This window comes from Verrucomicrobiota bacterium JB022 (genome assembly GCA_030673845.1).
Lineage (GTDB): Bacteria > Verrucomicrobiota > Verrucomicrobiia > Opitutales > Oceanipulchritudinaceae > WOUP01.
This window is the reverse complement of the sequence record JAUTCQ010000001.1, coordinates 95036-117683: the sequence shown is the minus strand read 5'-3', so window position 1 is coordinate 117683 and position 22648 is coordinate 95036. Positions and strand designations below refer to the sequence as shown.

20 protein-coding genes, 1 tRNA gene, 1 other RNA gene and 1 pseudogene are annotated in these 22648 nt (G+C 62.5%); 5 read left to right on the top strand and 18 right to left on the bottom strand.

All coding sequences use genetic code 11. The annotated features are described in order from the left end of the window. Window positions 1-59 precede the first annotated feature (59 nt). From Q7P63_00515 to Q7P63_00495, 5 genes and pseudogenes are all read right to left on the bottom strand, one after another. A complete protein-coding gene (locus Q7P63_00515; GenBank protein MDP0498557.1) occupies window positions 60-1490 on the bottom strand; it encodes an efflux transporter outer membrane subunit in 1431 nt (476 codons plus the stop codon). A gap of 19 nt (window positions 1491-1509) precedes the next feature. Further along, a complete protein-coding gene (locus tag Q7P63_00510; GenBank protein MDP0498556.1) occupies window positions 1510-4908 on the bottom strand; it encodes an efflux RND transporter permease subunit in 3399 nt (1132 codons plus the stop codon). A 49-nt stretch (window positions 4909-4957) separates the two neighbouring features. Continuing rightward, a complete protein-coding gene (locus Q7P63_00505) occupies window positions 4958-6133 on the bottom strand; it encodes an efflux RND transporter periplasmic adaptor subunit (protein ID MDP0498555.1) in 1176 nt (391 codons plus the stop codon). A 763-nt stretch (window positions 6134-6896) separates the two neighbouring features. Continuing rightward, window positions 6897-7052, bottom strand: a pseudogene (locus Q7P63_00500) (TetR/AcrR family transcriptional regulator). A gap of 96 nt (window positions 7053-7148) precedes the next feature. Beyond that, window positions 7149-8366, bottom strand: coding sequence for a glycosyltransferase family 4 protein (locus Q7P63_00495; GenBank protein MDP0498554.1), 1218 nt, complete (start codon window positions 8364-8366; stop codon window positions 7149-7151). 426 nt (window positions 8367-8792) lie between these two features. On the opposite strand from Q7P63_00495, the gene Q7P63_00490 reads away from it, so the two are divergent. Together Q7P63_00490 and Q7P63_00485 are read left to right on the top strand one after the other, a co-directional pair. After that, window positions 8793-9812 carry an aldo/keto reductase gene (locus tag Q7P63_00490; GenBank protein MDP0498553.1) on the top strand — a complete coding sequence of 340 codons (1020 nt, stop codon included), beginning with the start codon at window positions 8793-8795 and terminating at the stop codon, window positions 9810-9812. Between the two features lie 10 nt (window positions 9813-9822). Beyond that, complete coding sequence (locus Q7P63_00485) at window positions 9823-10461, top strand: Vat family streptogramin A O-acetyltransferase (protein ID MDP0498552.1); 639 nt, start codon at window positions 9823-9825, stop codon at window positions 10459-10461. 408 nt (window positions 10462-10869) lie between these two features. On the opposite strand, the gene ssrS is transcribed toward Q7P63_00485, so the two are convergent. Then, a non-coding RNA gene (ssrS, locus tag Q7P63_00480) (6S RNA) lies at window positions 10870-11054 on the bottom strand. Between the two features lie 157 nt (window positions 11055-11211). Between ssrS and Q7P63_00475 the strand changes: the two genes are divergently transcribed. The 3 genes from Q7P63_00475 (at window position 11212) to Q7P63_00465 (ending at window position 12133) form a co-directional block, all read left to right on the top strand. Further along, window positions 11212-11352 (top strand): hypothetical protein, encoded by a 141-nt coding sequence (locus Q7P63_00475; GenBank protein ID MDP0498551.1) that lies wholly within the window; start codon window positions 11212-11214, stop codon window positions 11350-11352. A gap of 102 nt (window positions 11353-11454) precedes the next feature. Further along, window positions 11455-11539, top strand: a tRNA-Leu gene (locus Q7P63_00470). A 147-nt stretch (window positions 11540-11686) separates the two neighbouring features. Beyond that, complete coding sequence (locus Q7P63_00465) at window positions 11687-12133, top strand: acetolactate synthase (protein ID MDP0498550.1); 447 nt, start codon at window positions 11687-11689, stop codon at window positions 12131-12133. 2 nt (window positions 12134-12135) lie between these two features. On the opposite strand, the gene Q7P63_00460 is transcribed toward Q7P63_00465, so the two are convergent. The 12 genes from Q7P63_00460 to nrfD all read right to left on the bottom strand — a co-directional run bounded on the left by Q7P63_00460 (window position 12136) and on the right by nrfD (window position 22646). Then, the gene (locus tag Q7P63_00460) at window positions 12136-12441 is read right to left on the bottom strand and encodes a hypothetical protein (protein ID MDP0498549.1); all 306 of its coding nucleotides are present in this window, start codon (window positions 12439-12441) and stop codon (window positions 12136-12138) included. A 160-nt stretch (window positions 12442-12601) separates the two neighbouring features. Next, complete coding sequence (locus tag Q7P63_00455; protein MDP0498548.1) at window positions 12602-14029, bottom strand: deoxyribodipyrimidine photo-lyase; 1428 nt, start codon at window positions 14027-14029, stop codon at window positions 12602-12604. Between the two features lie 103 nt (window positions 14030-14132). Continuing rightward, window positions 14133-15098 (bottom strand): cysteine synthase A, encoded by a 966-nt coding sequence (gene cysK / locus Q7P63_00450; protein MDP0498547.1) that lies wholly within the window; start codon window positions 15096-15098, stop codon window positions 14133-14135. Window positions 15099-15241: 143 nt separating this feature from the next. Beyond that, entirely contained in the window at window positions 15242-15934 is a 693-nt protein-coding gene (locus Q7P63_00445; protein ID MDP0498546.1) for a cytochrome c, read from the bottom strand. A gap of 6 nt (window positions 15935-15940) precedes the next feature. Beyond that, window positions 15941-16648, bottom strand: coding sequence for a cbb3-type cytochrome c oxidase subunit II (locus Q7P63_00440; GenBank protein MDP0498545.1), 708 nt, complete (start codon window positions 16646-16648; stop codon window positions 15941-15943). Then, window positions 16641-18146: a cbb3-type cytochrome c oxidase subunit I gene (locus Q7P63_00435; GenBank protein MDP0498544.1), complete on the bottom strand. Its 1506-nt coding sequence runs from the start codon at window positions 18144-18146 to the stop codon at window positions 16641-16643. Before Q7P63_00435 ends, Q7P63_00440 begins: the two co-directional genes overlap by 8 nt. 24 nt (window positions 18147-18170) lie before the next feature. Next, the gene (locus tag Q7P63_00430; protein MDP0498543.1) at window positions 18171-18359 is read right to left on the bottom strand and encodes a cbb3-type cytochrome oxidase assembly protein; all 189 of its coding nucleotides are present in this window, start codon (window positions 18357-18359) and stop codon (window positions 18171-18173) included. Continuing rightward, window positions 18356-18697, bottom strand: a complete 342-nt coding sequence (locus tag Q7P63_00425) for a hypothetical protein (protein ID MDP0498542.1) — start codon at window positions 18695-18697, stop codon at window positions 18356-18358. Before Q7P63_00425 ends, Q7P63_00430 begins: the two co-directional genes overlap by 4 nt. After that, on the bottom strand, window positions 18690-19991 hold the full coding sequence (locus tag Q7P63_00420) for a hypothetical protein (GenBank protein MDP0498541.1): 1302 nt from the start codon (window positions 19989-19991) through the stop codon (window positions 18690-18692). Before Q7P63_00420 ends, Q7P63_00425 begins: the two co-directional genes overlap by 8 nt. Window positions 19992-19996: 5 nt before the next feature. After that, window positions 19997-20659 (bottom strand): cytochrome c, encoded by a 663-nt coding sequence (locus Q7P63_00415; protein ID MDP0498540.1) that lies wholly within the window; start codon window positions 20657-20659, stop codon window positions 19997-19999. Next, on the bottom strand, window positions 20659-21207 hold the full coding sequence (locus Q7P63_00410) for a DUF3341 domain-containing protein (GenBank protein MDP0498539.1): 549 nt from the start codon (window positions 21205-21207) through the stop codon (window positions 20659-20661). The genes Q7P63_00415 and Q7P63_00410 overlap by 1 nt, the downstream gene beginning before the upstream one ends. After that, complete coding sequence (gene nrfD / locus Q7P63_00405; GenBank protein MDP0498538.1) at window positions 21204-22646, bottom strand: NrfD/PsrC family molybdoenzyme membrane anchor subunit; 1443 nt, start codon at window positions 22644-22646, stop codon at window positions 21204-21206. Before nrfD ends, Q7P63_00410 begins: the two co-directional genes overlap by 4 nt. Between the last annotated feature and the right edge of the window lie 2 nt (window positions 22647-22648).

The window sequence follows — 22648 nt, the reverse complement described above, 5'->3', positions numbered from 1 at the left end:
GATCTATCTATCTGTATCTGTATCTATCCTACTGACTCTCTGATTATCGGCAAAATAGGTCAGTTGGCGGCCACGTAGTCACGGGCGTGCTCCGAGGCATTGCCCCAGCCACCGCCCAGAGCGCGGACCAGCTCCACTTGCGCGGCATAGCGCTGGCGCTGCAGATCGGTCAGTTGGCGCTGGGCGTCGAGGTGCGTGCGCTCGGTATCGACCACCTCCAGGTAGCTGACAAGGCCGCTGTCGTAGCGCAGGTGCGAGATCTCCGAAGCGTTTTCCGCCGCCGCCACCGCACGCTGCTGGGCGTCCATCTGGCGGGCCAGGACCGCATTGGCGTTGAGCGCGTCTTCGACTTCACGGATGGCGACGAGCACCGTCTGGCGGTAGTCGGCTTGGGCCGCTTCGGCTTCGGCGCGAGCGCGGTCGACATTGGCCCCGATGCGCCCGGCATTGAAGATCGGCAGCGTCACGCTGGGCATGATCGACCACGCGCGGGTGCTCCACTCGGCGAAGTCTTCCGCCTGGGTGCTGGCGTAGCCTGCCGTGCCGACCAACTGGATGCGCGGCAGGTAATCCGCCTGCGCCACACCGATGCGCTCGTGCGCGGCCTGCAGGCGCCGCTCCGCTGCAAACACGTCGGGCCGCTGCCGGAGCGCATCCAGCGGCAGGCCTACCGGCACGGCCGGGAGGGGCGGCAAGATCGCCGCCGTCTCCGCATCGAGGCGGAAGCCGCTGGGCGACACCCCCACGAGCACCGCCAGCGCGTTTTCCAACGAGCCCCGCAGGTTGCGCAGACCGATGGCTTCGGCATTGGTCAGCTCCAGCTCGGTCCGGGCCTGAGCCAAGGCGAGCCCGTCCGCATCACCCGCCTCGTGCAGGCTCTGGATCCGCTCAAAACCGCCCTCGCGCAGCTCCACCGTGCGGTCGAGCAAGGCGATCTCGGCATCGACGGTACGCAGCGTCAGGTAAGTGCGCACCACTTCGGCCAGGAGCGCGAGCCGCGTGGCATCGTAACTGGCAGTCTCGGCCTGGGCCTCGGCCTTGGCGGAGTCCACGAGGCCGCGCACCCTGCCCCACAGGTCCACCTCGTAACTCGCGACGGCGCGGGCGTCGAAGGTGTTCTGGGTCTCGTTCTGGCCGAAGAGACGCTGACGGCGGTCGCGGGTGTAGTTACCCTCTACGTCGAGCTGCGGCCACTTATCCGCCCGCGAGAGCCCCAGCCGGGCAATCGCCTGGTCCATGCGGGCGGCAGCGGCGGCCAAGTCCTGGTTACGCTGCACAAAGGTCGCCACGAGGCCGTTCAGGCGTGGGTCGCCATAGGCGGTCCACCACTGGTCTGCGATATAGTCGGCCTCGACGGGCGAGGCCGGGGCGTGCTTGAAGGTGGCGGCGGCCGCCGCAGAATCGTCGGGCGCCTGATATTTGCTGCCGATGCTGCAACCGGTCAGGATGGCGAGCAGCAAGGGAGCGCTGAGCAAAGGAAGTGCTTTCATGGTCTTTGGACGGGTGGGATTAGCCGCGCGACGGCACGGCATCGGCCGGCGCAGCTTCGGTGCTCTGGCGGACGCCAAAGCGGGTCTGCACGTCGATCAGCACGGAGAGGGTGAGCGGCACGAGCACGAGCGTGAAGACGGTCGAGACGACGAGGCCCCCCGTCACCACGGCGCCGAGGCCACGGTAGAGCTCCGAACCCGAGCCGGGCATCAGCACCAGCGGCAACATGCCACCGACTGAGGTCAACGTGCTCATGAGAATGGGGCGCACCCGGCTCTTCACGGCGGCAGCGATGGCGGCACGCGGCGTCATGACTTCGATCTTGTCGCCGTTTTCGTCTTCGCCGCGCAGGAAGTTGAGCGACTGGTGCACGATGAGGATCGCGTTATTGACCACTACCCCGGCCAGGATGACGAAGCCCAGGATCGTGAGTACGTCGAGGTTCTGGATCGGCATGTAGGGGTCGACGAGGCTCCACCAGTGCACGAGCGCCAGCCCGAGGAAGCCGCCAAACGTCGCCAGCGGCACACTCGTCATGATGACCAGCGGGTAGGCCCAGCTCTGGAAGAGCACGACCATCACGAGGTAGACCACGAGGAAGGCGAGGAAGAGCGAGCTGGTGATCGTGCCCATGAGGCTGCCGTCGCCCAGCAACACTTCCTTGATCTGGTTGAGCGCACCGGCGGAACCGGCGAGGTTCATCTCGATGACCGGAGCGATGGCGCCGGAGGCCCGCAAGTCTTGCTCGGCTTGCTCCAGGTAGGCGATGGCGTCTTCGAGCGGCAGATTCGGCGGCGGCGTGAACTGCAACGTCACGGCGCGCTGGCGATCCACGTGCTTGATCTGCTCCGGCGAACGGATGCGCTCGACTGTGGCCAGGCTGCGCAAGTCTACCACCTCACCGTCCGGCGTCGCCACCGGCAGGCTCAGCAGGGCCTCGATCGGATCTTCGGCCAAGGCATCGACCGAGACCAGCTTGATGTCCTTCAGCTCGCCCTGCATCTGGTATTGGCGCGGCAAGAGAAGGCCGTCGCCATTGGCCTGCACGGCGAGGCCTACGTCGCGGCGGGTCATGCCCAGCTCGCGCAGGCGTTCGTCGTTGGGTACGATGCGCAGTTCGGGCGTGGGCAGGAGGAAGTTGGCCGGCTCGGGCGTGACGGAATAGGGCCCGAAGTTTTCGATCAGCTTCATCATCAGCGCCATGGCACCGCCGCTCACCTGCTCCAGTTCGTCGCCCACGAGGTCGATCTTGATGGCCGAGCCCGTGGTGCCGCCGGTCTGGAAGAGCGGGAACTGGAAGGCGAAGCTCATGATGTCGGGCGCAGCCGTGTCGCCAGCGGCGTGGTTGAGCAGCGGAAGCGCGTCGACGATGCGGTGGTGGTCGGATGTGATCGCAACCTGGAACATGCGGCCCTGCCACGACACGAGGAAGTAGTGTTCGATCTCGGGCGGCAGCACGGTCGCGCCCGAGCCGTCACCGACGGGCACTTCCGTGCGGTTGTCTTCACCGTTCGAGGCGTGGCCGCGCAAGACGGCTTCGGCGGCAAACTTGTCTTCCGTCGCTTCCCAGGAAGGGCGGACGCGGGCTTCCATGCGGTCCCCAATGACGGACATTTGCGCGGCGCTGTAGCCCGGAGGCGGGAAGAGGATGCCGAAGACGATATTACGGTTGCCCTTGGGCAGGTAGTCGAGCGGCGGCATCAGCAGAGCCGTGCCCACGATGGTGACGAGGGCAAAGCCGCCGATCACCCCCAGGCGCGCGGCCCAACTGCCGTTGAGGCGGTAAATAAAGCGCTCCATCACATCCGGCAACGAGCCGAGCTTGGCCCCGAGGCGCTGCAGGCGGCCTTGCGGCTTGGCGTTGCGTGCCTTGGCCTCCCGCTCCTCAGCCGAAGGAGCACGCTTGAGCAGGACGGACGCGGCCGCCGGGATGACGGTGACGGACACGATGAGGCTAAGGCCCACCGCCGCCATGATCGCCAGCGAAATATCGCGGAAGAGCTGTCCCGCCTGCTCCTGGATCAGAAGGATCGGGAGGAACACGACGAGCGTCGTCAGCGTCGAGGCCACCACGGCCCCACCGACTTCTTTCGCGCCGTCGAGCGAGGCCTGTTTGGGCGACTTGCCCATCTCCAGGTGGCGGAACACGTTCTCGATCACCACGATGGCGTTGTCTACCACCATGCCCACCGCAAAGGCCATCCCGGCCAGCGAGATGATGTTGATCGAGCGGCCCAGTGCCACGAGGATCACGATGGAGCCGATGACGGAGACGGGGATCGCGAGCGCGATGATGCCGATCGTGCGCAGCGAGCGCAGGAAGAGCAGCAGCGTGATCACCGCCAACACACCGCCCACCATGATGTTGCTCTGCACGAGCTCGAGCGCGGCGTGGACGTATTCGGTGGAGTCGTAGGTCTGCACCAGCTCCAGCTTGCCGTCGATGCCCAGGCGGGCGGCCTGTTGCTCCAACAGCCCGCCGGGGGCGTTCAGGCGGTCCACCTCGTGCTGGATCGCGGCCATCGTATCGAGCAGGTTGGCCCCGCTCTCGAGCTGGAAGTTGATGAAGGGCATGAGCACGCCGCGAGCGCGCACCCAGTCGGTCATCTCCTTGTAATGCTGCGTGACGGAGGCAACGTCTTTGACGAAAACGGGGCCGTATTCGTCGCGGCGGATGATCATGTTTTCCACCGCATCGACATCCGGGAAGCGACCGACCGAGCGGATGCGGATGTTGTTCTTCCCCTCCTCCAACTGCCCGCCGGAGAAGTTGCCGTTGGAGAGTTGGAAAGCATCCATCAACTGGCTGTAGGTGATGCCGCGCTGCGCCAGGGCGAGCGGATCGACGTGCACCTGCAGCTCCGACTCACGCGCGCCGACGAGGCCGACCTGGCTGACGCCCGGGATGCGCTCGAAGCGGGGGTTAAGCCGGCGCTCGATGAAGTCGTAGAGCGTCGTGGCATCAAAGTTCGGGTCGGAGGACGAGAGGCCGATCCAGGCGATGTAGTCGACCGATTCGGGGTCGACGTCTTCCACCACCGGCTCGTCGACGCCTGCCGGGTAGCCGGGGACTTCGTCGAGCTTCTGGACGACTTCGGCCATCGCCTTGTTGATGTCGGTGCCGGTGCGGAATTCGAGGCGCAACTGCCCCTGCCCGGCCGAGCTGATGCTGGTGAGCGAGAGCAGGCCGCCCACGTTGCCCAGGCGTTCTTCCTGGGGCTCGACGACGTCGGTTTCAATCTCTTGCGGCGAAGCGGCTTCCCAATGGGTCGTGACGGAGATCACGACGGAATCCACTTCGGGTGCCATCTGCACCGAAACGCTTTGCAGCGCCATAAAGCCGGCCAGCAGAGAGAGGATCATCCCCACGGCGACGGTTATAGGTTGGCGTATAGCCAACTGAATCAAAGAGTTCATGGCCTCAATTCCCTGACGGGAAAACTAGAATGTGAGCGTCTGGTAAGTCTTACAGCGTGTTGGGCTGCGGGCGGGTCGTAGCCGCCACTTCCATTTCGGGTTCGCCGGTGGGCACACGCTCCACCACCACGGGCTGGCCAGGCAGCAGGCGCTCATTGCCTTCGACGACGACGAGTTGACCGGCCTTCAGGCCTTCGCCTTCGATCGCGAGCCACTTGCCTTCGGTGAAGAGTACCTTCACTTCCTTGCGCGTGGCCTGGGAGCCTTCGCCCCCGGCGTCGACGACGTAGATATAGGTCGACTCCTGGCTACGAATGACCGAGTCGACATCCACCGCGAAATACGGGCGGCGCTCGCCGGTCGGGATCCAGGCAGTGACGGACATGCCGGGCGAGAGGCGCCCCTGCGGGTCGTCGAGCTCCACCACCACGTTGAAGGTGCGGGCGCGCGGGTGCACTTCGGGCACCACCACGACGCTCTCGGAATCGACGTCGAGCTGGAGGCCGCGGACTTGCACGCTGATCTCCTGCGCATGGGCAGACACATCGGCGGCGAAGCGCTCGGGCACCGTCAGCCAGGCCTCGATCTTGCCCGTCGAGACGAGCGTGGCGATGGATTCACCGGGCGTAACCCACTCGCCAAGCTCCACGTGGCGGGCGACGACGCGGCCGGCAAAGGGCGCGCGCACCGTCAAGTCCGACAGGCGGACGTCGAGGTGCTCGATGCGGCTGTCGACCTCCTGCAGGGAGACCTTGGCGGAGTTGAGGCGGGTCTCGGCGACGCGGAATTCGCGCTGGGCGTCGAGGAACTCACTTTGCGAGATCGCATCGCGCTCGCGCAAGGTGCGCTTGGTCTCGAAGTCCTGCCGCGCACGGTCCAGCTCGGCCTCGCGCTGGGCGATCAGCGAGTCGGTCGTGGAACGGAGGGCCTTTTGCTCGGCGAGCAGGGCCTGCAGGCGGCGGCCGTCGAGGCGGGCGATCACCGCGCCCTGCTCGACCGTATCGCCTTCGTTCACGAGGATCGCATCGACGGCGGCGCTTTCGCGGGCGGCCAGTTCGGCCCGGGCCACGGCCCGGAGCGAGCCGGTCACGTAATCGTGCGGCTGAAGCGGCACCTGCCGGATCGGAGCCGCCAAAACGGTGGCCGATTGAGCCCAGCCCTGCGTAGGAAGAAGAGCGAGCGTGGTGGCGGTAGCCAGAGGAAGAAGAGCTTGAAGGTGTTTCATTTTGACTAGATGGTCATCTACTAAGAAATGACGATTGAGCGTCTCGAAATAGGACATGAAGGCGCACATTTTTTGAAAAAAGTGCGTCAAGAGGACAGGCAATGCCCGTTAGGGCACAAATGGGGAGATCACCCGCCAAACGGCGGTCTCCCGATAATCACTTGGACGAGCTGCAGGGCCTTGGGCTGAACAGCCTCACCTGCGTCAATAGGATGGTTGCGTTTGAATGACGGCGAGTATGAGATGCACCCTACCACAGAATAGTTGACTGTCTAGTCAAAAATCGAGAAAGGCAAAAGAATCATTTGCCCACCAACTGGCCATCCTGCTTGAGGCCGAGGATACGCTGGAAGCCCGGCTTGAGGTCGCGCAGGATTTCCGGGTCGTTCCGCATCCGGGCCTGGCTCATCATACCGTCATAGAGGCAGTCGATCAGGCGCACGGCCTCATCGGGGTCGATCTCGTCGATCTGCTTTTCGGCAATCGCTTCGCGGATGGCGTTGCCGATGTAGCGGAGGTAGCGCTGGTTGATCTCTTCGATCTTTTCCGCCAATTCGGGCTCCACGCAGGCGCACTCGTTGGACATGCTGGTGAAGGGACAACCGAGCGCGCGCCCTTTGTCCTTCTGGATCTTGCGCACTTTCTCCAGCGCGTAGTCCGCATGGTCGAAGAGGCGTTGCAGCGGGTCTTTGGATGCAGAGTAGATGGTGTCGAGCTTGGCCCGCATCTCCTGCCAGGAAACGTCGAGCGATTCGATCGCCAGCTCCGTCTTCGACTTGAAGTAGTAGTAGAACGAGCCCTTCTTCACGTCGGCCGCCTTGCAGATCTGGTCGATCGTCAGCGAGGAGTAGCTGCGCTCCCACATCAGGTCGTAGATGGCCTCCAAAAGGCGTTCCTTCGCGTCGCTGGTACGTCCCATTATCTCGCAATATAGTTGACCAACTGGTCAAGTAAAGGGCAAATGCACAAATTGAGCCCTTATTATCAGAATTACTGAAGGCGCAATCGCCTTCCTCTAATCCACCAACGCCTGTCCGTAGATCCGGATCAGCTCCCGGCAATGGCGCTCGACCGTCCACGGGGCGGCCCAGTAGCGGCTGTAAGCGGTGCGGCGCAGCTCCTCCCCCCGCGGCAAGGTCTTCTTGATGGCCTCGGCGAGGGAGGCCGCATCGCCGCGCTCAAAGATCGTCCCCGTAACGCCATCCTGCACGTATTCGGTCGTCGCAATGCCATTGGGCACGATGACGGGGCAGCCGAGCGCCATCGCCTCCAGCGCAGTCAGCCCCGCCGTCTCATACCAAACAGAGGGGAACACGAGGCAGCCGGCGGTAGGCAGGAAATCCCAGACAAAGCTCTGCGGCTGCCAGCCGAGAAAGCTATGCTCAGGGTAACGCTCCTGCAGCTCTGCCAGCGCCGGGCCGTCGCCGATCAGCGTGACGGAACGCCCCAGCAGTCGCCCGGCCTCCGCCAGCAAGTGGCAGCCCTTTTCCGGGGAGATGCGACCGGCAAAGACAATCGGCCCGTCTTCACTCCAGGGCGCGAGCGGGCGCTGCTCGATGCGCATGGGCGAGGTGGGGACCTCTGCCGCCACCTTGGGCAGATGCGGGGCGAGCACCTTGCGCGTAAAGTCCGACGGGTAGACGATCGCGCGCAGATGGCGAGCCTTGCCCAGGATGTGCGCCTGCGAGAACGACCGCACCGAGCGCCAGAGCTTCATCGGGTACGAGCGGCTGTCGCAGTTGGTGGTCAGACAGCGCGCGCCCAGCGGCGACAGCGTGCAGATCTTTTGCGCCGGGTATTGGTAAAAAGCACCGTTGGGGCAGGCGCCGAAGTAGTCGTGCGCGGTGAAGATCCAGGGCAGGCCGGCGTGCTCGATCGCAGAGATGGCGGAGGGCGAAAAGACTTTTACCCAACCGTGCAGGTGGACGACGGTGCCCTCCTTGGGGCGCGATTGCAGGAGCGCCTCCAGTCGGCGCTGCACCTCGCGGTCGTGGATGCCGTCGATGGCCGCCTGCTTGCGATCCGGCCGGTCCAGGAAGGCTTCGCGGCCCAGCTTGACCACCTCCAGGCCACTGGCCTCTTCCAGGCGCGGATCGACCGCCTCGGTGCCGGAGATAAAGGTGACGCGGTGGCCCTGCCGGGCGAGGCCGAGCGCACTCTCGACCGCCACATAGGCGAGGCCGCCATTCACCACCCCGGTATCGGTGATGACAATGATATGGTCGAGGGACATCCGGCAGATTCGATGAGCAACAGGGCAAGGGCCGACCCGCCAAAACAGGCCTGCCCATGGTCGAGCGACAAGATTCGCCTGTTTTGCATGAAGCCCTCACCGAGGCAAGCCCAAAGGGCACCCCCGCCCCACCCGCCTAAACTTGTTAACTGAACTGCCGATATATAGGGACATAAACCCAATCCTCACCATGATGCCCCTTCCACCAAAATTCTGGGATCGCCTGATCCTGCTGCGGGGGTCATCGGCACAACACACGTATCCGCGCCCGTCTGCCGAAGATATGATGCGCTGGGTACCGGCGAAGGCCGTAGACCCCCGAGGACGTTTTGCCGCCTTGCAGAAGTTTCACGGCGGAGACTGCCTCAAAGACTGATCGGTCTGTTCTGGTTTGCCAGACCGTCCTCCCCGTGACACCTTTCGGGGATGCAAAAGCGACGCCTCGGCTCATCGAGCATCACCGTCTCTGAAATCTGCCTCGGCACCATGACCTTCGGGTCGACCTGCGACGAGGCGGAAGCCCACCGGATCCTGGACCGCGCCCTCGACGCCGGGATCGACTTTTTTGACACGGCGGAGATCTACCCCGTGCCGCCCGACATCAGCTATGTGCACCGCACGGAAGAAATCGTCGGGCGCTGGCTGAAGAACCAGCCCCGCGAGTCGATCATCCTCGCCACCAAGGTGGCCGGTGCCGCGCACGCGTGGTTTACGCCGCCTGTGCGCCACGGCAAGACGGCCCTCGACCGCCACCACATCCGTGCCGCGATCGAAGGCAGCCTGCGCCGCCTGCAGACAGACTACATCGACCTCTACCAGACGCACTGGCCCGACCATGACTTCGGCTACGAAGAGACCCTCGAAGTATTGCACGAGCTGCATGAAGAGGGCCTCGTGCGCGTGATCGGCAGCAGCAACGAAACCCCGTGGGGCACCATGAAGGCCCTGCAGGTGGCGAAAGACAACGGCGTGCGCCGCTACGAGACGATCCAGAACAACTTCTCCATCATCAACCGCCGCTTTGAAGACAGCCTGGCCGACATCTGTCGCCGCGAGGGGCTGAGCTGCCTGCCCTTTTCCCCGCTGGGCGGCGGCGTGCTCTCCGGCAAATACAACGCCTCGGAGCTGCCGGAGGGCGCCCGCTTTTCCCGCTACCTGAGCATGGGCCTGGAGCGGCAAAAACAGATGGCGGAGCGCTTCGTCAACGAGCGCAGCCTCGGCACCACGGCCGAGCTGATCGAGCTGGCCCGCGAGATCGACCTCCACCCCGTGACGCTCGCCCTCGCCTGGAGCAAGCAGCACGATTTTGTCGCCTCCACCATCGTCGGCGCCAACACCGTCGAGCAGCTCGAGCCCTCCCTCGCCGCCGCCGACGCCACGCTGCCCGCCGATGTGCTGGAGCGGATCGACGAAATCACGCGCCGCCACCCCTACCCGCTTGGCTAAAGGAACTGCGATGCACGGCCCCGATCCCCGGAACGTCCACCCGATGGAAGGCTTCCCGCAGGTGTGCTACATCCGCAACACCGTGCGCAACCCCAACATCGAGATCGGCGAGTATACCTACTACGACGACCCCGATGGCGCGGAAGACTTCGAGCGCAACGTGCTCTACCATTATCCCTTCATCGGCGACAAACTGGTGATCGGGCGCTTCTGTGCGCTCGCTCGCGGCGTGAAATTCATCATGAACGGGGCCAACCACAAGATGGCGGGCCTCTCCACCTACCCCTTCCAGATCTTCGGCCACGGCTGGGAAAAGGTGATGCCCGCGATGGACGAGCTGCCCTACAAGGGCGACACGGTGATCGGGCACGACGTGTGGATCGGCTACGACAGCCTGATCATGCCCGGCGTCAAGATCGGCAACGGCGCCATCGTCGCCGCCCGCTCGGTCGTGACCCGCGACGTCCCAGCCTACACCATCGTGGGCGGCAACCCGGCCCAGCCCATCAAGGCCCGCTTTGCGCCTGAAGACATCGCCCGCCTCGAAGCCATTGCCTGGTGGAGCTGGCCCATCGAAAAGGTTACCGCGCACCTGCCGCTGATCGTCGGCGGAGACATCGCCGCCCTGGAGCAGGCCGCATCAGCCTAAAGTCTTATTAAATGAACCTTTCCGTAGTGGCACCCTTCCAGGGTGCATCCTTTCTTTGGACGGTTACCTGCAGTGTCGGTTCGCATTGCGAACCTCAACTGCAGGCTAAGTGATGGCATCCCTTAGGGATGCTGCAACTTGTAGCAAGCCAGAGGCTTACCAGCTCTTAGCCCGGGGTTAAGGTCCGCAGTAGCGGACCGACACCCCGGGTTCTTCAGGATCAAGAATGCACCCCGGCGGGGTGCCACCATAGGGCCTACCAAGACCCGGATCAAGAGCACTCGCATCCGGCACTGTTCACTCAATATGACACTAGAGCATTTCAAGAGCAAGTGGCCGCGTTTTGCGCTGTTCAAAGCACCAAGCAAGCGCGGCAACAGGATTTTGAAATGCTCTAAGTACAAGCAATGGCCCTCCGCCTGTGCCGTGAAGAAAAACGAGCTCATTTCCTATGTTGTGTTATAGGTGGGTGCCCTGCGCACGAGCGATTGTCTTCCGATGGACGGCATGACAGGGACTCGCGGCTTTAGGCTCCCTTATTAAGCTTATCAGGGAAGAGCGCTTCGAAAATCTTCCGAACACCGCAGAGGGCCAAAGGAACCGTGAACATACGCAAACGGCCCCCGGCGTCAACCCGCAGTTTACAAGAAAAGGGGCAGATGCCGATTTCACCCTAAAGCAGGTAAAAAGCTGCCCATATCGGCTTTCACATCGCTTGCTCGCGCCGGGGTTTTTGCTCAATGTGCCTCGATGGCCGAAATGCCCTCCGACAAACCCGCCCCTGCCAAGCAGGAGCGCAAAGACCTCTTCCCCCTGCCCTGGGTGCTGATCTCGATCCTCATCTACATCCTGTTGCAGATGGCTTACCTCGTTTTTTTCAGCGGACGCTGAGCCGACCTGCGAAATTCTCCGCAAATGCGCTTGACGCTCAGGGAGATTTCCGCACGATCTTCAACTTTCCAGCATTGAGTCATTTGATGCTGAAGTGTTCTTGCTCAGGTGGTGGAATTGGTAGACACGCTGTCTTCAGGCGGCAGTGCCGCAAGGTGTAAGGGTTCGAGTCCCTTCCTGAGCACCACTTTCTTACTCACGGCCAACGTAGCCGGGGTATCCTTTTTCCCGTTGATCGGGCTCCTTGCAACTCGCTCGCAGAGAGGGATCTAAATGATCTTTTGCGTTGCGAATCTCGTGCAATCGAAAACAATACGTGCTTATGCCTACGGAAGTGGCAGCGCGCTCTAACCGCCAACAGGTCCACCAGCTCTCGGTCTTCGCCGACAACAAGGTGGGCCGTCTCAACGACTTGATCGGCCGTTTTGCCTCCCGCAACATCCACATCGCGGCTCTCAGCCAGGTGGATTCCACGGAGTGCTCGATCATGCGGCTGATCGTGAATTACCACGACGAAGCCAAGGCGCTACTGGAGGAGTTCAACTACACCTTCAGCGTCACCCCCATCCTCGTGGTCGAGCTGCCCTCCGCCGACGCCCTGCGCGAGGTGACTTGCGGGCTGGTAGAGGCAGAGATCAATATCCACTACCTCTACGCCTTCCTCACCCGCCCGATGGAGCGCACCGCCCTCGCCCTGCACCTCGAAGATATGGACCTGGCAGCCCAGGTGCTGATCTCCAAGGGGCTCAAGATCCTCGATCAGGCGGATATCGCGCGCTAGTTTCAGCGGCGAGCGCGGGAAAATGTCGTCGGGCGTGCTTTCACCGCCTTCGCGCCTTGGATAATTGCTTCCACGGATGTGCCGGGCTTAACGTGGAAGCCCCAATCCGACTCACCAGATGGAGAAAGGCGCCATACGACCAGCCCGGTGCCCCGCTGCTCCATCCTGATTGCGATCGATGAAATCCGAGCGGAAGCAGCCTCAGACTTTTGCCGCATGTGCTGGACAAGGGGCTCCTGACTCTCCGGCCAAACCCCTGTTTTCACATAGTAGTCGGCGACAGAGTAAAGCAGTTCCAGCTTGTCCATTGTAGCGGCGTCGCCGAAAGCGCAGCTGGCGGTTTCCGCCTCTGCCAGGAGGTGGCCAGGAGTCCCAGCTAACGCCAGGCTTACCAAGATCAAAAGCCACTTTAACGACGAAGGTATCACGCTGATTAACTTATACCAAACGTGTCGTGTGGCAAGCCCTTCAGTCCTTCGTCTTCACCTTCTCGAAAGCCTTCAGTGCCCGCTCGCGGCCCTTCTGGTGGTCGATGATCGGCCACGGATACGTTTCACCCAGCTCCACCTTGGCATACTCGCGCACATTTTCGGGGGCTTCCCAGGGCGCAGAAAGATACTTGGTGGGTAACTTGACCAGTTCCGGCACCCATTGGCGGATGTAGGCCCCGTCGGGATCGAACTTCTCGGCCTGCGTCATGGGGTTGAAGATGCGGAAGTAGGGCGCGGCGTCGGCCCCGCAGCCAGCGATCCACTGCCAGCCCAAGATATTCGAGGCCAGATCGGCATCGACCAAGGTGTCCCAAAACCACTGCTCGCCCTCCTGCCACGGCAGCAGCAGGTGCTTGACCAGCAGCGAGCCCACGATCATGCGCACGCGGTTGTGCATCCAGCCTGTCGCCCAGAGCTGCCGCATGCCGGCATCCACGATGGGATAGCCGGTCTGACCGCGTTGCCAGGCCTGCAACGCCTTTTCGTCCTGCGTCCACGGGAAGGCACGGAAGCGGTCGTTCATCGGCTCAATCACCGTCTTGGGGAAGTGGTAGAGGATGTGGTAGCCGAATTCCCGCCAAATCAGCTCTTTGAGGAAGGTATGCCCTCCCCCTTTCTCCGCCCGCTTGCCCAGCGCCGCCACCACCTCGCGCGGCCCGATCTGCCCCCAGTGCAGGTAGGGCGAGAGGCGTGAGGTGCCGTCCTCCGCCGGCAGGTTGCGCGCGTCGGCGTAATCACTGGCGGAATGCTGCACGAAGTCGTTCAGCCGCTTCAACCCGCCCTCGCGCGTAGGGTCCCAGGCAGCGTTAAAGCCCGCATCCCACGAGATCTTAGGCAACAACCCCAGCTCGTCCACCTTCAGGCTTTGCGGCCACTTGCCCGGCCCGATCGCCTGCTGCATGTCGACCTTTACCGGCTCGGGCAACGCGTGCTTCAGCACCTCCTTCGAGTAGGGCGTGTAGACTTTGTAGGGACCGCCGTCCTGCTTCGCGACCTTCCACGGCTCGACCAGCAGACTGGAGTTGAAGGAATCGACGTCGAAACCGGCGTCCTTCAGCGTAGTCTTGAGACGGCTGTCGCGCTGGATTGCCTCTGGCTCATAGCGGCGGCTCCAGTAAATCCGCTCCGCGCCGGTGTCCTTGGCCACATCGCGCAGCACCTGCTCAGCCGTACCCTGGCGAATCGTCAGACGCAGGTTGCAACCGGCGAGCTGTTGTTGCAGGTCGCATAAGGCATGGTGTAGCCACCACCGCCCTGCCCCACCGGGCGCGCGCCCACCCTCTTCGTCCGGGCTCCAGATAAAGAGCGGTACGACGTTGCGGCTTTGCTCAAGCGCCGCCGCCAAGGCCACATTGTCATCCAGACGCAGATCCTGGCGAAACCAGACGATGGTAGGTGCAGACATGGCCCCACCATAGGGCAGTCGCCGAGCTTCACCAGCCCGAGCACAAAAAAGCCGCGCATCGGGCAGATGAGCGGCGAAAACTGAACGGCAAGCGGTAGGCGGTCTACAGCTCGACCGTGACCAGACCGGCGGCCTTTTCGCGCGCGGCTTCGGCCAGCGGGGTGCTGAGGTAGCGCTCGGAAGGGCTGCAGCCCACCGTGACAATCGTCTTGCCGGCATTCTCCGGGCGCTTGGCCAGCTCGAGCGCGGCCCACAGGTTGGCCCCCGAGGAAATGCCGAGCGGCAAGCCGTCGTTGATCGAGGCGGCACGGGCGGTGTCGAAAGCGGCTTCGTTCGTCACCTTGATCACCTCGTCGATGATGTTGACGTTAAGGTTACCGGGGATGAAGCCGGCGCCGATGCCCTGAATCTTGTGCGGGCCGGGCTGGCCGCCGCTGATCACCGGGCTGTTTTCCGGCTCGACGGCCACCGTCTTCAGGCCGGGCTTGCGATCCTTCAGCACTTCAGAGACCCCCGTGATGGTGCCGCCGGTGCCTACCCCAGCCACAAAGATGTCGATCTTGCCTTCGGTCGCGGCCCAGATTTCCTCAGCCGTCGTGCGGCGGTGGACTTCCGGGTTGGCCGGATTGTCGAACTGGCTCGGCATGAAAGCCTTGCCCTCGCTCTCCACCATCTCGCGGGCCTTGGCGATCGCGCCCGGCATGCCCTTCGGCCCCGGGGTCAGCACGATCTCGGCACCCAGCAGGGTGAGGAGGATGCGGCGCTCCATCGACATCGTCTCCGGCATCGTGAGCACGCATTTGTAGCCCTTGGCGGCGCAAACGAAGGCCAGTGCGATGCCCGTGTTGCCCGAGGTGGGCTCGATCACGAGGCTGCCGGGCTTCAGGCGGCCATCCTTCTCAGCCGTCTCGATCATCGCCAGGCCGATTCGGTCTTTCACGCTGCTAAGCGGGTTGAACCATTCGGCCTTGATGTAGACGTCGGCTTCGAGACCGGCCGCCATGCGGTTTACCTTGATCAGCGGGGTATTGCCCACCGTGCGGATGATGTTGTCTGCGCGCAGTGCCATAGGTGCAAAGGGGTTAATTGGGTATGCTACCTAAGAGACTAAAGTATGAGTCCCTTCCTGCAACTCATTTTCGACATTTGGGCATGAAAAAGCCAGCCCCGATGGCAGGGCTGGCGGTAAAGCTGTCTCTGAAGGCCCGGAAATCAGCCGCCGACCGGGCCGAAAAGCTCGTCGAGCTCGGCCGCCGTCCACTGCTGGCCCTGGTCCGCCGTTTGCGAGCGGACTTCGGCAACCATTTCTTCCGTCACTTCAGCCGCGTTGTTGTTGAAGTCGGGCGTGGTACGGATGTAGGTGAGCACGGCCGCGACTTGCTGGTCCTTCAAGCGCTCGAAGGGCGTCATCGCATTGTTGTAGGTATTGCCGTTCACCGTCACTTCGCCCGCCAGGCCGTGCAGCACGACGGCGATCAGGCGCTCCGGAGCACCCTGGACCCAGTCCGAGCCGGCGAGAGGCGGATAAGTGCCCGGGATACCCTGGCCGTTGGTCTGGTGGCAGGCGACGCAGTTTTGCGCAAACGTGCGCTTGCCCAGCGCCATCATATCGACCTCCACGGGGCCTTCGTCGGCCGCCGCGCCCGCCACCTTGTCTTCATTATAGTGGAAGGGGTCGAAGCTGAAGGTGTACTTCGCCAGGTAGAGGCCAGCCCACACGCAAAGGAACATGACCATGGCGGTCAGGACGAGCGGCAGAGGCGCAAAGCTCTCGGTCGGCTCCGGACGCTCGCGCAACAGCTGGTTGTGCACGCGCTGCATGCGGGCATCCTCGAAGCGGTTGCCTTCGAAGGTGTCGCGCGACTCACCGTCCGGTGGATACTGTTTGCGAATGTCGTCGCTCATGCGGCTTTATTGCTCAAATTTCATTTCGGGGAGTTCGTACTCCTGCTGAAGGCTCAGCAGATACGCCACCAAGTCTTTCGCCCGCTGCGTGGGAACCAGCTCGTAGCCGTCCTCCAGCGCCCAATCGCCCGGCAGGACGATGGCTTCAGGGCTGGGCCCGCGCGTTTCCGAGATCTTCTGCTCTTCGAACAGGAACGCGTAAGGCGGCATGATCGAGTAAGGCGAAGTGATCTTGGGGTTGTAAAGGTGCTGGAACTGCCAGGTAGCGTCGTAGCGAATGCCCACATTGGCGAGGTCTGGCCCCGTCCGCATTGTGCCGAGCATCACGCGGCTCTGCATGATGTAGTCGCGTGCGACGGACTGGCGTTGCCCCCAGCCCCGTTCAAAGTCGGAACCGAAGCCCTTGCGGCGCACCTGCTGGCTATGGCAGTAGAGGCAGCCCATCTCTTCGTAGACACGCTGACCTCGCAGCGCGCTGCCCGAGACCATCTGCGGGTAGAGAGGCTCGTTGGCCTGGTTCAGGCCGGGGAGAACTACGCCGGTATCCGGGTCCTCGTAAGTGACGCCAGAAATGGGCGTCTCCGTGGCGTCCGTCAGCGTGGAGCTGACAGGGTCCAAATCATTCAGCTGGCGATTCGTAACCAACACGATCCCCGTCCAGGAGAACGCGAGGGTGAAGAAGATCCCCAAAAAGAGTAAAGGTAGACTACGCATTGGCTTCAGCAGTAGGGCGCGTCAACAAAGTAGGTTCGGAGGCTCGGCCAGCCTGCGACGGACGGAACAACATCCACATCACGTTGATGAAGAAGGCAAAGTGGCCGATCGTGATCAGGAAGCCCGAGATCGAGCGCAGCCAGTGCCACGGAATGCGGTCTTCCACCAGTTGTTGGAACGCATAGGCATAGCTGGAGCCATCGGGCGTCAGCGCGTTCATGTGCTCGCCAAAGAGCCAGCCACCGATCTGCAGCGCATTCACCATCAACAGGATACCGATTGCGGTCATCCAGAAGTGGGTCTTGATCAGGAAGGCGCTCGGCCATTCACGGTTGAGCAGGCGGGGCAGCATGAAGTAGATGCCGCCAAACATGATCATCGTGTAGAAGGCATACAGGCCGTGGTGCGCGTGCCCAACGGTGAAGTCCGTGAAGTGGGTATTCAGGTTCACATCGCGCAACGCCATGGCCGAGCCGATGAGGCTCACCACCGTATAGTTGATGGCCCCAAACACGATAAAGCGGATAGTCGGGCTGGCCCAGCCTTGGCGGTGCAGGCCCACGACCGTCATGTGGTGATTCAATGCCACCACAACGACCGGGATCACCATCATCACACTGGCGACCGTGCCGCAGGAGATAACCCAGGCGGGAACGGGGCCACCGATCAAGTGGTGCACACCAGCCCAGTTGTAGAAGAGGGCCAGCGTCCAGAAACCGTAGACGGAAAGATAATAGCTGTAGATCGGGCGGCCGAGCACCTTGGGAATCAGGTAATAAGCCGTGCCAAGGCCGATCGGAGTCAGCCAGAGGCCGAGCACGTTGTGCGCGAACCACCAGTTGGTCAGCGCTTGCACGACGCCCTTGGCGGGCTCGAACACGAGCAGGATCTGGGCGGCGCAGTAGAGCCAGGGCAGCCAGAAGAAGGCCGCCAGGATATACCACTGCGAGACGTAGACGTGGTCCGACTGGCGCCAGCGGAAGGCGATGATCGCCCAAACGCCGATCATGGCAAAGGAGATGGCCAGCAGCGGCGTCACGTAGGCCGGCATTTCGAGCCACTCTACCGCAATCATGTCGCCGCGCAGGATGCCCAAGACCCCGACCGTCACGCCGAGGTTCCAGAACACGCCGCCCGTCATCAGGATGTTGATGTGGCGGACGCGGGTACGGCAGAGGCGGGCCATGATCCACAGCGCTACGCCAAAGCCGGCGTTGGTGGCCCAACCGTAGATGACGCTATTAAGGTGAGCGGCACGAACGCGGCCGAAAGTAAAGGCTTCGAGATCGCCGAGGAACCCCGGGTTGGTGAACTTGATGGCGGTCAGCAGCGCGAAGAGCGTGCCCACCATCAGCCACAGCACGGAGGCGACCACAAAGAAGGTCCCGGGCAGACGCATGGAGCGGTCTACCTCGCTCAACCGAGCGCGGAGTTGCTCATGCTGCTCCGGCGCGGTGGGGCTGAGGGATTCCAGCAAAGTAGGAGATTGGCTGCTCATGGCAAAATTGGCAGGCAGGGTAGATTACTTCTTGCCCGGGAAAAAGTCGGTTTGAGTGCCTTCCGGCTCATCCTCATCGAAGATGACCCGGGCACTTTCTTCTAAATTATCGAACTGGTTGTTCTTCTTCGCCCAATAGAGCGCGAACACGCCGCCAAAGAAAAAGAGGCTGGCGAATACCGCACCTATGCCGATGTATTCCGGCCAGCTCATTGAGCCGCGTTACCCTCCAGCTTTTGCTGGTTTTCGGCCTGCAGTTGCTGCAGCGTCAAAGCCTTGGCGCGCTCGATGGGCACGCGGACTTGGCCGTTGGCCTGGTCGACCCACACGTAGCCCGTGGCGAGCTTGTTCTGGGCGGCGAAGACTTCTCGCTTGATCTGCAGGCGGGCGTCGCCACCGGCCTCGATGGAGTTGGTCCCTTGATTGGGGCCGTAGGCGATCAGCACGATGACGCCGAAGAGCAGGATAACCCCTACCCAACCGATCGCGGAAAACAGAATCTTGCGATCGGAGGGCTCCGGCTGATGGATATCAGTGTGTGCGTTACTCATTGGGGTTCAGCGATTCGAGGATGCGCGGGTCGCGGATCGGGACGGCCCGATACTGGTTGCTGCTGCGGAGGTAGGCCCAGATGAAGATGCACCCGGTGCCGAGGAACGTCAGCACGTCGACCGGCATGATGGAAAACGGACGGGTGAAGGTCTCGTGGTGATCACCCACCAGCTCCTGCGGCATGATGTTCCAGTAGAGGTCGACAATGTGGAAGGCCAGGATGTAGACCGCTGCGGCCAGGATGCGCCAGCCAAACTTGTTGGTGTAGAACAAGAGCCAGAAGAACGGGATGAAGAAGTAGCCGTAGATCAGCAGGCGGCTGATGATGTACCAGCTGTTCTTCGAGCCATCGGCGGCAAACTCGCGCATGTTGTACCAGAAGGTTTCTTCCGGGATGTTGGCGCTGTAGATGAGGAAGAACTGCGAGAAGCTGATATAGGCCCAGAAGATCGTGAAGGCCAACATGATGCAGCCCATCAGGTAAAAGTGCGGGCGCTTGACGATGCCTTCCAGGCTGCCGTTGCGGCGGGATTGCCAGAAGAGGGCAAGCACCGTGGCGGCGAGGCCGGCGCGCATGCTGGCAGCAAAGAACCAGACACCATACATGGTCGAGAACCAGTGGTAGTTCATGGACTTGAACCAGTCGATCGCGGCAAAGGTGGTCGCGAACGCACACAGTGGGATGCCGGCGGCGGAGAGCTTGCGAGCCCAGTGCACGTATTTGTGGTCACCCGTCTCGTCCATCTTGAGCGACCACTTGCGGAAGAGGTGCGTCAGGCCGATCCACACGGCGAACACGCCGAAGAAGCGGATGAGCAGGAAGGCGAGGTTGAGGTAGCCCGACTTGGCCTGATACAGCACGTCGTCAGCGACGGTGCCGTGGCCGCCGGGGGCTTCCTTGGCAGCGCCGAGCCACGTCCAGGCCACTTTGCCGCCTTCCGGGTTCATGATCACCAGGGCGATCAGGGGGAGGAAGCAAACGAGGAGCCACGGGGTGGCGGCGAAAAAGTGCTCGATCTGGCGACGCACCACGATGGACCAACCGGCATCAAAGAGATACCAGATCATCGTGAGGAAAAGGGTGCCGATAACGATGGACACCCAGAAGGAGGCGCCCACGAGCCAGCCGGAGAAGCTGCGAGCCGGGTCCACCTCGCTGCCCGTGACGAACAGGAGGATGGTGCTGAGGGCCAGCAGGATGGCGCCCGCGATCAGGAAGATCGTCGAGGGCTCTTTGCGGCCGCCCGCACTGGCGGCAATGGAGGGAGAGTATGTATCCGAGCTGCTGCTCATGGTCCTTAAAGGTCTTCGCGGTGTTCGGGGGGGACATCGTCGATGGTCGAGGCGGAGGCACGCTGCAGGGCGCGCACATACATCACGACCTTCCAGCGATCCTCAACGCGGATCTTGCTGCCGTAGGCATACATCGTGTTCTTGCCGTGGGTGATGGTGTTGAAGATCTCACCGTCGGGCTGTTCCATGATGCGGGTGTCCAGCAGGCTGACGATCGTGGCGAAGCCGTAACGCTCGGCCGCGACGACGCCTTTGCCGTTGCCCACTTCGCCGTGGCAGGCGATGCAGTAGATGTTGAAGAGCTCCTGGCCGCGGTCCATGTTTTCCTGGGTTAAGTCGACCGGGATGCCGTCGCCGAAAGCGTTGTTGGTGCCCAGGTTGCCAGCGCCGGTGGCCAGGTAGTCATCCTCGCGGAAGTGACCGTCGGGCTGGGTGTGCACGTAGTTTTCCTGGAAGGCGGTCAGGTGCGGCATGGTGCCGGGCACCGCCGGGCGGTCGTTGCGGCCGTCGGCGAAGTAGCCATTGCCAGCCTGTTCGAGGAACTTGGCCTGACGGTCCATGTCCGGGAAGATCTCCAGCGGAGCCTGGCGGAACTTGCAGCCGCGGAAGCCCATCAGCGAGATGAAGGCGATGAGGCCGAAGACGTAGATGACGAGGAACTGTTTCATCAGGCCTTCACCTCCTCTACATCTTCAAGCAGCACGACTTCGCTCGGGTGCAGCCCTTCGAGGAGGGAGCGGGTGCGAGCTTCGTCATACAGGGGATCGTCCACTTCGATTACGACGGCAAACTTGTCGTCCATCAGGCGGTGAAATTTCGAATAGTCCATCACCGGGTGGTGGTGGCGCGGCAGGCGATTGATGAGGAACATGCCGAGCAGGGTGCCGAAGGCCGACAGCAAGATCGTCAGCTCGTAGGCCACCGGGAAGGGGAACACGAAGCTGAAGTACGGCTTGCCCTGCACGATCAGGGGGTAGTTGACCTGCCCCATGAACCAGGCGATCGTCATACCCGTGGTAAAGCCGGTGATGCCACCCACGAGCGTGAAGGCGCCGACAAGGGAGCGGCGCAGGCCCATCGCTTCGTTCATCCCGTGAATGGGGAACGGCGTGATGCAGTCCCAGCGCTTGTATCCCGCGTCCCGAACGGCTTCGGCCGCGTGGTAGATCTCCTGGGCGGTATCAAAAAGAGCTAGAATTCCGTAGGGCTTGCTCATTCCGTCGGAGGCGTAATGTGGTGTTCGTGAGCGTGACCGTGCACATCGGCTTGAGGCGACACTGCCTTGATTTCCGCAAAGGCCATGAGAGGCAGGAAGCGGATGAAGAGCAGGAACAGGACGCTGAACAGGCCGAAGGTGCCAAAGAAGGTGAAGATGTCGACCACGGTTGGGCTATAGTAGTCCCAGTTGGCCGGCAGGAAGTCGTTGGCGAGCGAGGTGACGGTGATCACAAAGCGCTCGAACCACATGCCGACGTTGATGATGCAGGAGAGGATCCAGACCAGCCAGAGGTTTTCACGCACGGCCTTGAACCAGAAGAACTGCGGCGTGATCACGTTGCAGGAGATCATGATCCAGTAGGCCCAGGCGTATTGACCAAACGCACGGTTGACGAAGGCAAAGCCTTCATAGGGGTTCGCACCGTACCAGGCGATGAAGAACTCCATGCCGTAGGCGTAACCGACCATCGTGCCGGTGGCCAAACAGATCTTGGCCATGCAGTCGATGTGGCTCTGGGTGATGAGGTCTTGCAGGCCGAAGATGGCGCGCAAGGGGAGCATCAGCGTAAGCACCATTCCGAAGCCGGAGAAGATAGCGCCGGCGACGAAGTAGGGCGGGAAGATCGTGGTGTGCCAGCCGGGGAGGTTGGAAGCTGCGAAGTCGAACGACACCACGGTGTGCACGGAGAGCACGAGCGGTGTGCTGAGGCCTGCCAGGAGGAGGTAGGCCATTTCGTAGTTGTTCCAGTGGCGGTGGCTACCGCGCCATCCCATGGCCAGCACGCCGTAGAAATACTTGCGGAAGGTATACCAGCCGCGTTCCCAGCCTTGGGCAAATTTGCCGGTGATCAGCTTCATGCGCTCGGCGTGGACGCCGTGGGCGCGGTCGCGGATCGCCGCCAGGTCGGGGATCATGCCCATGTACCAGAAGAGCACGGAGACGGTGCCGTAGGTCGAGACCGCAAACACGTCCCACTCCAGCGGGGAGCGGAAGTTGGGCCATACCCACTGGTAATTGTGGAAGGGCGTGAGGAACCAGGCGAACCAGACGCGGCCGACGTGGAAGAGCGGGAAGATGCCGGCGCAGACCACCGCGAAGATGGTCATGGCCTCGGCGGCCCGGTTGATCGACGTCCGCCATTTCTGCTTCAGGAGGCATAGAATGGCGGAAATCAGGGTGCCGGCGTGGCCGATACCGATCCAGAACACGAAGTTGACGATGGCCCAACCCCAGAAGACGGGATTGCGCAAGCCCCAGACACCGGTGCCGGTGGAGACGAGGTAGATCAGGCCGGCGAGCGTGAAGCTCGCCATGAGGCATGCCAAAATGAAGGCGGTCCACCACCAGGTGGGCGCGTTTCCTTCGACGATGCCGCAGATCTTCTGAGTGATCCAGCCGTAGTCGCGCTGGTTCTCAATGATCTCACGCCGGGGCATGT

What these genes read in the sequence shown, in the direction of transcription:
- nrfD (MDP0498538.1), bottom strand. Translation starts at nt 22,646, where the DNA reads ATGCCCCGGCGTGAGATCATTGAGAACCAGCGCGACTACGGCTGGATC.
- Q7P63_00460 (MDP0498549.1), bottom strand. Translation starts at nt 12,441, where the DNA reads ATGGACAAGCTGGAACTGCTTTACTCTGTCGCCGACTACTATGTGAAA.
- Q7P63_00435 (MDP0498544.1), bottom strand. Translation starts at nt 18,146, where the DNA reads ATGAGCAGCCAATCTCCTACTTTGCTGGAATCCCTCAGCCCCACCGCG.
- Q7P63_00440 (MDP0498545.1), bottom strand. Translation starts at nt 16,648, where the DNA reads ATGCGTAGTCTACCTTTACTCTTTTTGGGGATCTTCTTCACCCTCGCG.
- Q7P63_00430 (MDP0498543.1), bottom strand. Translation starts at nt 18,359, where the DNA reads ATGAGCTGGCCGGAATACATCGGCATAGGTGCGGTATTCGCCAGCCTC.
- cysK (MDP0498547.1), bottom strand. Translation starts at nt 15,098, where the DNA reads ATGGCACTGCGCGCAGACAACATCATCCGCACGGTGGGCAATACCCCG.
- Q7P63_00455 (MDP0498548.1), bottom strand. Translation starts at nt 14,029, where the DNA reads ATGTCTGCACCTACCATCGTCTGGTTTCGCCAGGATCTGCGTCTGGAT.
- Q7P63_00410 (MDP0498539.1), bottom strand. Translation starts at nt 21,207, where the DNA reads ATGAGCAAGCCCTACGGAATTCTAGCTCTTTTTGATACCGCCCAGGAG.
- Q7P63_00490 (MDP0498553.1), top strand. Translation starts at nt 8,793, where the DNA reads ATGCAAAAGCGACGCCTCGGCTCATCGAGCATCACCGTCTCTGAAATC.
- Q7P63_00505 (MDP0498555.1), bottom strand. Translation starts at nt 6,133, where the DNA reads ATGAAACACCTTCAAGCTCTTCTTCCTCTGGCTACCGCCACCACGCTC.
- Q7P63_00415 (MDP0498540.1), bottom strand. Translation starts at nt 20,659, where the DNA reads ATGAAACAGTTCCTCGTCATCTACGTCTTCGGCCTCATCGCCTTCATC.
- Q7P63_00420 (MDP0498541.1), bottom strand. Translation starts at nt 19,991, where the DNA reads ATGAGCAGCAGCTCGGATACATACTCTCCCTCCATTGCCGCCAGTGCG.
- Q7P63_00425 (MDP0498542.1), bottom strand. Translation starts at nt 18,697, where the DNA reads ATGAGTAACGCACACACTGATATCCATCAGCCGGAGCCCTCCGATCGC.
- Q7P63_00445 (MDP0498546.1), bottom strand. Translation starts at nt 15,934, where the DNA reads ATGAGCGACGACATTCGCAAACAGTATCCACCGGACGGTGAGTCGCGC.
- Q7P63_00495 (MDP0498554.1), bottom strand. Translation starts at nt 8,366, where the DNA reads ATGTCCCTCGACCATATCATTGTCATCACCGATACCGGGGTGGTGAAT.
- Q7P63_00485 (MDP0498552.1), top strand. Translation starts at nt 9,823, where the DNA reads ATGCACGGCCCCGATCCCCGGAACGTCCACCCGATGGAAGGCTTCCCG.
- Q7P63_00515 (MDP0498557.1), bottom strand. Translation starts at nt 1,490, where the DNA reads ATGAAAGCACTTCCTTTGCTCAGCGCTCCCTTGCTGCTCGCCATCCTG.
- Q7P63_00475 (MDP0498551.1), top strand. Translation starts at nt 11,212, where the DNA reads ATGGCCGAAATGCCCTCCGACAAACCCGCCCCTGCCAAGCAGGAGCGC.
- Q7P63_00510 (MDP0498556.1), bottom strand. Translation starts at nt 4,908, where the DNA reads ATGAACTCTTTGATTCAGTTGGCTATACGCCAACCTATAACCGTCGCC.